This window comes from Pelosinus sp. sgz500959 (genome assembly GCF_042610375.1).
In the GTDB taxonomy this organism is placed as follows: Bacteria; Bacillota; Negativicutes; order DSM-13327; family DSM-13327; genus CTSoil-075.
In genome coordinates, this window is the sequence record NZ_JBGJZL010000005.1 from 19233 (window position 1) to 31259 (window position 12027).

General features: G+C 36.0%; 8 protein-coding genes and 1 riboswitch. Of the genes, 5 read left to right on the plus strand and 3 right to left on the minus strand.

Annotated features, from left to right (window positions below; genetic code table 11):
* Positions 1–6: 6 nt before the first annotated feature.
* Together ACAN52_RS09150 and ACAN52_RS09155 are read right to left on the minus strand one after the other, a co-directional pair.
* Positions 7–2193 carry an AIPR family protein gene (locus ACAN52_RS09150; protein WP_378954389.1) on the minus strand — a complete coding sequence of 729 codons (2187 nt, stop codon included), beginning with the start codon at positions 2191–2193 and terminating at the stop codon, positions 7–9.
* A gap of 303 nt (positions 2194–2496) precedes the next feature.
* Positions 2497–3591 carry an IS4 family transposase gene (locus ACAN52_RS09155; RefSeq protein ID WP_378954390.1) on the minus strand — a complete coding sequence of 365 codons (1095 nt, stop codon included), beginning with the start codon at positions 3589–3591 and terminating at the stop codon, positions 2497–2499.
* A gap of 461 nt (positions 3592–4052) precedes the next feature.
* On the opposite strand from ACAN52_RS09155, the gene ACAN52_RS09160 reads away from it, so the two are divergent.
* On the plus strand, positions 4053–4889 hold the full coding sequence (locus ACAN52_RS09160) for an Rpn family recombination-promoting nuclease/putative transposase (protein ID WP_378954391.1): 837 nt from the start codon (positions 4053–4055) through the stop codon (positions 4887–4889).
* A gap of 312 nt (positions 4890–5201) precedes the next feature.
* A complete protein-coding gene (locus ACAN52_RS09165) occupies positions 5202–6599 on the plus strand; it encodes a PLP-dependent aminotransferase family protein (RefSeq protein ID WP_378954393.1) in 1398 nt (465 codons plus the stop codon).
* Positions 6600–6806: 207 nt separating this feature from the next.
* Here the strand turns inward: ACAN52_RS09165 and ACAN52_RS09170 are convergent, their stop codons facing one another.
* On the minus strand, positions 6807–7643 hold the full coding sequence (locus tag ACAN52_RS09170; RefSeq protein WP_378954394.1) for a DJ-1/PfpI family protein: 837 nt from the start codon (positions 7641–7643) through the stop codon (positions 6807–6809).
* 85 nt (positions 7644–7728) lie between these two features.
* Here ACAN52_RS09170 and ACAN52_RS09175 point away from each other — a divergent pair, with 85 nt between their 5' ends.
* The 3 genes from ACAN52_RS09175 to ACAN52_RS09185 all read left to right on the plus strand — a co-directional run bounded on the left by ACAN52_RS09175 (position 7729) and on the right by ACAN52_RS09185 (position 11813).
* Entirely contained in the window at positions 7729–7866 is a 138-nt protein-coding gene (locus ACAN52_RS09175; RefSeq protein WP_378954395.1) for a hypothetical protein, read from the plus strand.
* 267 nt (positions 7867–8133) lie between these two features.
* Positions 8134–8230: riboswitch (glycine riboswitch) on the plus strand.
* A gap of 240 nt (positions 8231–8470) precedes the next feature.
* Entirely contained in the window at positions 8471–9859 is a 1389-nt protein-coding gene (locus tag ACAN52_RS09180; protein ID WP_378954396.1) for an amino acid permease, read from the plus strand.
* 637 nt (positions 9860–10496) lie between these two features.
* Positions 10497–11813, plus strand: coding sequence for a CitMHS family transporter (locus ACAN52_RS09185; protein ID WP_378954397.1), 1317 nt, complete (start codon positions 10497–10499; stop codon positions 11811–11813).
* Positions 11814–12027 lie beyond the last annotated feature (214 nt).

The window sequence follows — 12027 nt, forward strand, 5'->3', positions numbered from 1 at the left end:
TTAATATTAACTACGGATTTTAACATTTTTTTGAGTCAGTAATAAAGTATTTCCTAAATTTAATAGTTCTTTTGCTGCATTTAAAGATTTATCATCATCGATAATAATTTTGCCATCAGTATATCCGTTTGAAGAGAGCCATGCATCAAATTCAGGATAGTCATATAATAAACTCCGATATGTTGTACCATAGGAATTATGGTTAAACCGTATAATTAAAGTAGTATAGTACTGTAATCTAAACATAAATCGAGAGCTTTTATTTTCGGAACCTTCTTTAAGATATTGGTGAATATTAGATACTAGACCACATTCATGTTGCTTAGAGTCATATTGTTCCATCCAATGTCTGAAAAAGCCTTCAGCGATAGAATCGCCGCTTATTTTCTCGTCGAAATTTTTAATTTTTGTTTTTGTTAAAACATCATTAGAAAATTTTTCTTCAATAAGACTATCAATACTAATCGGTGCTATTACAGTACTGCCACTTATTGTTGTTAGTACTGTTTCGTAAAGAATTCTACAATCGGTAAAACTTTTGAATATATTAGGGATAGCTTTGGTTGATTTTTGTGTTTCAGTATATATGATGTCGGCAATGTTATTCACCAAGTCATCAAGGTTGTAGCCGTGGAAAAAAGAAGTAGGATTAATTGCGTTTTTCTCAATTTTAATTGAACCAATGGTCTGATAGACAATACAAGAAATAAGTTCATTTCCATATGAAAGAATTGCTGCGTAGTCCGTATTTTTTTTATCTTTAAGGAGGCTGATAGCTTCTGTTATATTACGATAAATTCTTACGCAGTTGTATACGAAGAAACTCGTAACACCAGGGTTGAATAATTTTTTGTATCGGGCATGGCTTATATCGCTCCACACTTTACTAGGTTCGCGATATACTGTAATTGCAGCATCTATGTCTTTGGCACATGACAGCGCAATAGTACTTTCTTTTAGATCAAAGTTCAAATCATCTATTAAGACTTCGGCAGAACGCATTACATGATAGGTGATTCCTTGTATTGACAAATCACGCTCTATTCGCTTCTGGATGGAGTCTAAACCAATAAAGTCTCGTGCCTCAATTTTATTTTGTCTATTGTTGCATTTGGTAATTGTTTCAGCAAATTTTTCATCAATAAAAATATTATTATCCTCATCAATATCTTTTAATTCAATAATTCTAAAGCTGATATAGGCATTTTCTAAGTTTTCAGCAAGAGCAGTATTATTTTTAAGCGCTTTCCCGATAGTTCCTACAGTTTGGGCTCCGTTTACGATGCTAATTCGCTTGCAGTCGAAGATACCATATTCTCTCTTGTTTCCATGAACCGCACGTTTTTCAACTTCATGACAAATCATGGTAATACCGTTATTGAAATACCAAAAATCAGCGGGAGCAGCTTCGATAGTGGCCTTGATTTCTTCATTTATGTCTGTATCGCCTAGAAGTTTTCTCAAATTTTTAGAAAAAAGATTATTGCCATGATCATTCCACCATGCTGCTACTTGAGTAGCGGGTATTTGACCATAAAAAGCTCTTTTACCTTCTTCATATTTTCCCCATTGAATTAAAGGAACCTCTAAATTAATGTCTGCTGACGGGGCATGATATAAGGAGTGGTGGAGCTTTGATTGGTTAAGAATTTCTAATTCAGCAAAATCATTTGCATCATTTAATTCCTCTAGAAGCTCAGAGAGCTCTTGCTGTGCTGGTTTGGCTAAGTTAATTGCTGTATATACAAGAATAAGTTTTAATTTAAATTTTTCCTTCCGAAGTATTCTTTTAATTTCCTCGGAACGATCATTAATTTTTTTATTAAATTTATTAAATTTCAACTCTATTAAATCTCTAACTCCGCCTGTAAATTTTTTTATTTCTCCTAAATCTGGTTCGGAGTCTCCTTTATGATTCCATTTTGATTGCACGAGTAATAGTTGTTTATTTTCATTGTCATAATAGACAGCATCTAATCCATTATCACCAGAACCGTCAGTAATAAATTTTACTATATTCTCCTTGGTATCACTTGGTGCAGAAAGATAAATAGCGTAGGAAGTAAGTGATCTGGTTAACAAGTAATTTTCTAATTGTGATTGGTCATGATTTTGTACATCGCTAATATCAATAAGGTGTCGAAATTCAGATAATATACGATCCTTAATTTGATTGACTTCCATTTGGCCCATATATCTTATTCTCCTTAGATGTATAATATGTATATTAATTATATTATCATAATATGACAATTTATGTATATAAATTTTACTGAAAATACAAGCAATTTTTGGTGACACTTAGGGACGTCAGACCAATGTCATAAAGCTTAACTTACACATTTTTACATAGAACGTTTTTTATTAACTGGAAATTTGTTTTTTCTCGAAGGCTCTCTTCGAGGAAAACTTCTGCAAGGACGTATTGGGACAAGATTTTTTATAATGCTTCGCATTGCTCTATCAAATAAAATTGTACGTTTTTCAGGGGCATCTTCATAGAAGCATTCTATTAATGCTCGGGTCATTTTTGGTATTAAAATATTCATATTTTAAGCTTTCTTTATTTGATTCGGCATTCTCATTAGCTTCCTCTTTAGCCATTGTCATAAGGTTTGATAAATATATCGTTGCGTAAAAATCCTGCATGATAGCTATTGGATTAACTCCCGAAAAATTTTCAAGCTCGTATCTGCTTTTTAACTGACTGTACTTAACTTCTATTCCCCAACATTTGAAATATAACGCTTTGAAATCTTCAGTCGTAAAATCAATATCCATAATATTGGTAACTAACTTTTCTACTTGACCGGTTGATAAAATAACGTTAATAATCCGCAATGTTAGTGTCTTGTTTTTATGAATTAGCGTGATAATCTGATCCGGATCATTTGCTTTATCAAATTCAGGATGGAATTTATTAACCTTTACTCTCATTAAATATTTGATATGCTTGCTTTCAAAAAAATCAAACATATCCTTTGATGGATAACCCCTATCAAACAAAAATAAGTCATTTTTAAATCCTTTAAGCTCAAGCTTTCCAATAAGATCTTTTGCTGCATCTCTTTCAGCGGATTTCCAAGTGCGGATATCTGATTCAAGTATATAATCATTTTCTATGTCACATATCACACATACCATTGCCCGTGCCTGCTGCCTGTCACTTTGGTTATGATAATACCCAAAATGGTCTCTGTTATTAACAGTATTCGGAATTTCAGTAATGCTGCCATCTATTGAAAGTAATCTATAGCCTTTATATTTTTTAAAATTGTCATCACTGTAAAACCAACGTATATAGTTATCATTAAGCTGCATAAAGGCATCAGGTTTAATTTTTTGTCTAAGCTGTGAAAATGCTTGTTTTGTCATCGTATTTTCTCCACCTAAAAATTCAAACCAATCATCTACCTCAATTTGTAGGGTTTTTCTTAATCCTTTTAAAATAAAATATATTGCATCCTTGAAACTCATTTTAGCGGTGTTTTTTGTAAAATATGTACTCTTTGTACGGTTGGCAAACATAAAAAAAGAATCATTAATTTGTGTTCTGGCATTTTCAAGAGAAGTCATGAAGTTTTTTAACATCGTTATCACCCAACAATGAGAAGATATACCATTAAAAAGGTATTCATCTCGATTATTGGGGTGTTCTCAAAAAGTCAAGTTTTTTCGCTGTTTATTCTAAACTTTTTCTTGGATTTTAAATTTTCTTATTTCCTTTTAATTACATTATAGCTTTATGACATTGGACGGCAGACTGTGCGAAAACCCTTGATATTTCAGTCTTAATATCTCAAAAATACTGATTTGAACAAAATAGAGGCAATTAAGTAGATTATGTTCTAGTGGATTGCCTCTAGAAACAGGGGGAGAGAAACAGGGGGACAGGGATGGTGTTTCAAATAAAGCCTACCTGTCTCTTTGTATTTTTAGTCGATGAATGTTCTAATCGTGTTAAGCGTTGTTTAATGGAAATATTACTAGTATAGATATGGGATTTTCCTGTATAATAAAAGTAAAAGGACTCAATTATAGGGCGTGAAAAGATGAATTATGATCTGAATCGCTTGAATGATTATTTATTTAAATGGATTTTTGGTAGGGAAGAAAACAAAGATATTTTGCTAAGCTTTTTAAATTCTGTATTGGCTAGTAGCGATGGTGAAGAACTGGTTGATATTACATTGGCAGAGCGAGAACTTGACCCAACGCACTTGCAAGATAAATTATCTCGTCTTGATATCTTGGGTAAAGCAAATGATGGAAGCTTGCTAAATATTGAAGTGCAAGTCGTTAATGAGCGTGATATTGACAAACGTACCTTGTATTACTGGGCTAAACTATACCAAGGTCAACTGCAAAGCGGTCAGACCTATAAAGAACTTTGCCGTACGGTAACTATTAATGTACTGGCATTTTCATTTTTACCAGATAGCCAAAATCATCATAGTACTTTTGCGTTATATGATATAAAGACAGGGTATCGTTTAAATCGTGACATTGAGGTTCATTTTTTGGAATTACCGAAATGGAAATCGCTACACATCAAGCCGCAAACACGACTTGAAAAATGGTTAACTTACTTAGGTGGTAGTGCCGATCAGCAAGAAATGGAGGAGATTGTCATGAGTGAGCCTGCTATTCAAAAAGCATTAACAGCGGAAGAAATTTTCCTAAAGCGTGACAAGGAACGTTATCTGTATGAGATGCGTGAAAAGGCATTACGTGATCAGATATCTGCATTACATTATGCTAAAGAAGAAGGGATTCAGCAAGGTAAACGAGAAATTGCATTGCGTATGTTAAGTAAAGGTTCTTCGCTCGAAGATATTGCAGATATTACGGCGTTATCATTAGAACAAGTTATGCAGCTAAAAAACTAAATGAAAAAGGGTGGATTTGCAAGGTCACGGCTTTCCTCCACCAATCAAATCCGAATTTTTTTACAGAAACAGTAAAAAGCTATTTGTCTAGTAATGGACAAATGGCTTTTTTAGCGTTTATGATTAGTTGGGGAGAACCGGATCATTTGTAATGATGAAAAGAGTAGAACTCCAGTCAAGTTTCTGTTAATTTGGCAGGTGTTTTTATGTATGTATGGAATAAAAATGAAGATGATTTAGCTAATTTGGGAAATCGCGGTGAGCAATAATCGTCAACTACTTATAGGCGGTAGTTTTTAAAGGAGGAGTAACATGTACTTATTAGTTGCAGACAGTAAAAAACCACTCTATCAGCAGCTTTACCAGCAAATTCGCGCCAAAATCCTAAGTGGTGAACTCAGCGCGCAGTCCAAACTACCTTCCAACCGCCGCCTCGCGACGGAACTTCATATTAGTAGGAATACTGTGGACACCGCCTATCAGCAACTCTTATCTGAGGGTTATATTGTTGGCAAAAGCCGTAGCGGTTATTACGTAGAAACAATTCATAACACTAAATTTTCTGCGTATACAGAAGTTGTTTCGGACACGCCTGTTGATCAATTGCAGCCGGACAGAATGTTATATGATTTCCGGTATGGCAATCTGAGCCAGCAGACCTTTCCCTTTGCCCAATGGCAACGATTAACTAACCTCTGTTTGCAACAAAACAACGAACAATTTTTGAACTACAGTGACTTTATGGGAGAACCTGGACTACGTCAGGAACTGGTAAAGTATTTATATGAATATCGGGATGTCCGATGTACAGCCGACCAAATATTGATTACTTCTGGAACGATCCATGGACTTACGGTTGTCTGTCAGCTTCTCCGCAAGGTAGCAGACTTCATTGCCATGGAAGATCCTGGTTTCGCTGCTGCCCACTTAGCTTTTACCAATTATGGCTTTCAGGTGCCACTCGTGCCGGTTAATCACCATGGCCTTAACGTTAAAGCATTACGAACCACCAATGCCCAGGCCGTATATGTAACACCTTCACATCAATTCCCTACAGGGCAAATTATGTCCATAACTCGGCGACTGCAGCTTATTGATTGGGCCTATGAACGGGATTCTTTGATTATTGAAGATGACTATAACTGCCACCTACGTTATGATGTAAAACCAGCACCGGCTTTACAAGGATTGGCACCAGATAAAGTAATCTATATCGGTAGCTTCTCCAAGATTCTCTCTCCTTCCTTGCGGATTGCTTATGTGGTATTACCCAAAAGTTTAGCGCTGCGCTTGCAACAAAAAAATGAAAATTATGCTTGTTCAGTGCCTTTGCTTATTCAAAAACCACTAGAACTGTTTTTAAAGGAAAATCTTTTTGAAAGTCACTTGCGGAAAATGCTTCGTCAGTTTAAGAAAAAAAGAGATATTTTGTTGCGAGCATTACAAGAGCATTTCGGCGATGCTGTGACAGTATCCGGGGGAAATGCCGGTCTTCATATTCTATTGCATTTTAATCAGTCAATGTCCTCAGAAAACTTGGTAGAGAAGGCGGTTCAAGCCGGTGTATATATTCGTAGTGAAAATATATGGGTGGAATCCTCGCCCGGTAAAACAGCCCTTGTTCTTTTGGGTTTCGGAGCCATTAAGAACGAGGATATCAATCCGGCTGTCCGATTATTGCGTCAGATTTGGTTAAGTGAGTTGATTTAGAGTTCAAGCTTGGTTATGCAGATAAGGTAAATTTTTTATTTATCAGAGAGTTGGCATATCATTACAAAATAAATACGAACCTTCATAGTGGTTTCTACATTATATAGTAACGCCAGGGAGAAGAGCTTTTTACTGTTTTCCCTGGCGTTATAGCATATTTATATAAGTTCTGGATAAGTAACAATTATCATTTTACTGAATTGCCAGCTAAAATGATGATTCAATAGCTGCTACCGGACATACCTTGTTGCATGGACCTATACCAACACAGTACTCTGGTTCAATCCTAAACTGAGTTTCGCCCTGAACAACGGCACCGTGTGGACAAATTTTCGCGCATTTACCGCATTTGATACATTTATCGGTAATTGTGCGATGGACAGGTAGCCCAGCTAGGCGTCTTTGTACGCTCTTCCAAGCATCTCCGTATTCTAGTATTTCGCCTGCTTTAAAGAAAGCATCACCTCCGACTGTCTTAGCGACGATATACATTGCTGCGTCGTATCCAGCTGTAACTCCAGCTGCCGTGATAATCTGGCCGTTATCAACAAATCTCTCATCTTTCTTCAAGATGATTGTAGGATCTATAGCCAATAAGTCACCAAAGCATAGATGATGTGTTGTTACGGGCAACTTGCTAAGGAGCCCTGCTTTGGCAAGTAATAAGGCTCCGCTACATACGGATAAGGTGATAATCGTATTTTTACTCTGATCTTGCAACCAGTTAATTACCTTGGTATTGGCTAAAAGTTCCTCCGTTATTAGTCCACCAGGTACAACTAAGATATCAATTTCGGGGCAATCGTTAAAATCATATTCTGCCTTAACAACTAATCCGCCTACCATAACGTGCAGATCCTTTTTAGTTTCGCTGACAGTGAAAATCTCATACAGAGTACGCGATGTCTGATATAGAGTTGTCTGCTCTTGGGATGAGATGAAATCTACAGCGGAAAATACATCATAGGGTCCAATAAAATCCGTTGTCTCAGCACCATCAAATAAAAATATGCCTACTTTCAAGGGTAATCCATTATTAGTCATAACTTAGAACCTCCAACATTTATTATCCCGTGCACGTGATAGTTATATTAGATCATATAAACTGTCGCTTGGAGAAGAGCCAGATTTGAAAGACGGAAGGAGGCCAGTAGTTATTGATATAACTTTTTTAGTACGGAAAAAGAGAGCGGAACAGTTACGCGAACATGGACTGGTTATTCAAAGTCCGGCAGGTAATGTAATGAGTCAAGTGACAGTTCTCTGACTCGTTTAAGTGGCCAGCGGGACACTAAGGGACGTTCTTTTTTTGCGGGACACTAAGGGACGTTCTTTTTTTTGTCACAATAAAGTTGTCAAAAAAGGAGCGTCCCTTAGTGTCATAAATGTACATTTTAAGTTGACGTTTGTATAAATAGGTGATAAAGTGTATAACTGTACTGAAAATTTAATACTGAACTTCGTATGAAGATGACGGGAGAGAGATTTTTAATCCACCGAAGATGTAATGCTTTCAGGTAAAAGGACCGTTATTGGACGAAACTCTGGAGAGCCTCAATAGAGCACCGAAGGAGCAAGCTGATGTATTTTAAATCAGTGAATCTCTCAGGTAAAAGGACAGAGCAAATTAGCTGTTTTATTTTGAGGCCAAATTTTATGATTTGGTCTCTTTATGTATTTTTTTAGCTAAATGTAATCATTTGGTTTATTAGTGTATTTGTTGAGGTCAGATTTTATAATCTGGTCTCTTTCTGTGTTTTTTGAGGTCGGTGTTAAATACGTTGGGAGAAATGAACAAATCGTAAGTCTCTAAAATTGGATTTACAGTACTAACAATTAAAAAAAGTAATAGTTAAAAAGGTGGAGTACATATGGTAGAAAATCAAAATTTATCAAGAGGATTGAAAAATCGTCATGTTCAATTATTGGCAATTGGTGGTGCAATTGGTACAGGATTATTTCTAGGGTCAGGTAGATCCATTCATTTGGCAGGTCCGTCTATTTTATTTGCCTATATGATTACAGGTCTAATTTGCTTTTTTGTAATGCGTGCCCTTGGAGAATTATTGCTTTCTAATTTAAAGTATAATTCTTTTGTCGATTTTGTACGTGAGTATATGGGAGATCGAGCGGCATTTATTACGGGATGGACCTACTGGTTTTGCTGGATTTCACTGGCTATGGCTGATGTAACGGCTGCTGGTCTTTATATACAGTACTGGTTTCCGAGTATTGCACAATGGGTTCCCAGTCTTATCATTCTTATGATTTTGCTGATTATGAATCTTACTGCTGTGAAGTTATTTGGTGAAATGGAATTTTGGTTTGCTTTAATCAAAGTAGTTGCCATTATGGCGTTGATTGTAATTGGTACATTTATGATTATTAAAGGTTTTTCTACCGATGCTGGTGTATCTAGCTTTAGTAACCTTTGGAGTTATGGTGGTTGGATGCCTAATGGTTTAAGCGGTTTTATCCTTTCTTTTCAAATGGTTGTATTTGCTTTTACGGGAATCGAATTAGTTGGCTTAACCGCTGGTGAAACAGAAGATCCAGAAAATGTTATACCTAAAGCCATCAATAATATTCCAATCCGAGTGATTCTGTTCTATATTGGAGCGCTTCTTGTCATTATGAGCATATACCCTTGGACTTCCATTAGTCCAGAACGAAGCCCTTTTGTTCAAGTTTTTTCTGCAGTGGGAATCGCAGCTGCAGCAACAATTGTAAACTTTGTTGTCCTAACATCGGCTGCATCTGCTTGTAACAGTGGTATTTTTAGTACAAGTCGCATGGTTTACTCTCTGGCAAAAGAAAATAATGCACCTGAATCAATGAAAAAATTGACTTCTAACCAAGTACCTGCGAATGCAACAATCGTCTCTACATTTGTCGTCTTGATTGCGGTTATCCTGCAATATATTATGCCAGAAGGAATCTTTGTATTAATTACCAGTATATCAACATTTTGTTTTATTTTTATTTGGGCAATTATCACGATTTGTCATCTGAAATATCGGAAAACCAATCCTGCACTTGCTGCTAAAAGCAAATTCAAAATGCCGCTATATCCGATCATTAACTATGTAATTTTAGCATTTTTTGCTTTTGTTCTAGTTACCTTGGCACTTAATGAGGAAACTCGTGTAGCACTGTTTATAACCCCAGTGTGGTTTATAATGCTTGGTGTGATTTATAAGATTGTTAAATCGAAAGCAGAAGAGGCCGAGGACGAAAATCGTTTAGTAGAAGGTGTTTAAATAACGCCAGCACGATACATTAAAGTGAAAAATCTATAAAGTTATAAGCTATCCGAGTTTGAAAGAACCTGTCTTGTTAGATAGCTTTAGATGAAATTGGCCATGGGGGATGAGTATAGAGGAGAGTTATATAAATCAGCAAATAATGACATCATCACCAGCTGGTGGACCAACTACTGAAGCCAAAAAACTATGGATGAACTATCATTCCTTAAATAAAAAAATGATAGTATGTTTAAAAAACGGGATATGGATAATTTTGATAAATGTGAAAACATAGGGGACAGTAAACTTGTCCCCTGAGCAACTTATTTTTCACATAATGTATTTAAGGCTTTTGAGAATGGAGAGCGTAAACCTGAATTTTATAGAGAAATATTTAAATAGAAAGACTACTTGAAAATCTCCTAGTAGGTAGGCCAACTAACCATTATCGCCTAAAAGCATGAACGAATAAATTGAATAATCAAAACAAACAAAATAAACAAAATAAACTAAATGAACAAAACAATTGTATATTTAGTAATATTCAATTATTCTAATCTTAATAAACTAATTGATATTAAAGAAAAGGAGGTACCCTACGTCTTTTCTGCCATCAACTTTCGGCAAACTATATATTAAAGGAGGAACAAATATGATAGACCCTAATGTTTTAGCAGCGATAGGCTTTGGAATGATTGGTGTAATCGTTTATATGTTGTTACAGTCAAAAGTGACTCCAACCCCTATTTTTGTTGCCACTCCGTTGGTAGCTGCCTTGATAGCCGGTTTTGGAATTAACAATATTGCTGAGTATGCCCAAAAAGGTATAATGACTACCTCGAGTGTTGCCATTTTATTTATATTTTCAATTACCTTTTTCGGTGTTTTGATGGATGCAGGTTTGTTTGACCCATTTGTTAATTTTTTAGTCAAAAAAGCAGGCAATAACGTTGTTGCTGTAACTGTAGCCACGTCCTTTATAGCTACAATTGCCCACCTTGATGGATCGCTGGCAGTAACCCTTCTAATCACTGTACCAGCCATGATAAATGTTTATAAGAAACTAAATATACGGCCAGTCATATTACTTTTGATTTGCGGTATGGCCATGAGTATTATGAACTTAGTACCATGGGGCGGACCAACTGCTAGGGTTGCCGCTGTAACTCACTCAGATCCTAATGTTTTATGGCATACTTTAATCCCTCTTCAAGTGGCAGGTATAATTGTAAATACCATTTTTGCCGCCATTTTAGGTATTCTCGAAAAAAGACGCGGAGCTGGGCAAAATATCAACACTGATATTACTGAGGAAGAAGCTAAATTCGATGCTAAGAAAGAAGCCCTTAAACGTCCAAAACTTATTTGGGTCAATGCCCTCATTGCTATAGGCACGATTGCGTTATTAGTTTTAACTAAGTGGCAAGCATATTTCTGCTTTATGATCGGATTGGCTTTTGCCCTTGTTATCAATTATCCAAATGTCAAAGAGCAAGGTGCTAGAATTAAGGCTCATGCTGGAGATTCTATTTCTATGGCAGCCATTTTGCTATCATCGGGTATCTTTTTGGGCGTACTGTCAGGAACTAAAATGATTGATGCCATGGCTAAAGTTATGATTTCTATCATTCCTGCTGCTTTAGGGCCTTATATTCATATGATTTTGGGAGTGTTTGCCGTACCTATTGGCATGCTTCTTGGTACAGACTCCTACTTCTTTGGGCTTTTGCCTTTGGCTATCGGTGTCGGTAAAGAATACGGCATAGATCCTGTCAATTTGTCTAAAGCGCTTTTAATTGGGAAAAACTATGGCGTTCTTGTAACTCCACACGCAGCCACTACTTATTTGGCCATTGGTCTAGCTGGTATTGAGATTAAAGAACTCTTTAAAGTCGCTGCCCCTTGGCTTTGGTTTTTAGGTATAGTCTCCTTATTCATAGCTGTAATTATGGGCATTGTAGTGATTTAACATATTAAGTGTTATCTCAAAACTCTAGTTATTACAAAAAATAACCTTGCTAAGGTATGTACCTCAGCAAGGTTATTCTTTTTGGTATTATTGCTGTTTTACCCAACATTTTACATAAATTCAAGAAATGAAGAAATCACAATGAGCAAACTGGACTTTCTTTATTTGTCACAATGAAGTCGGCAGGGAATTTATTTCTGTGAATTTGATAATG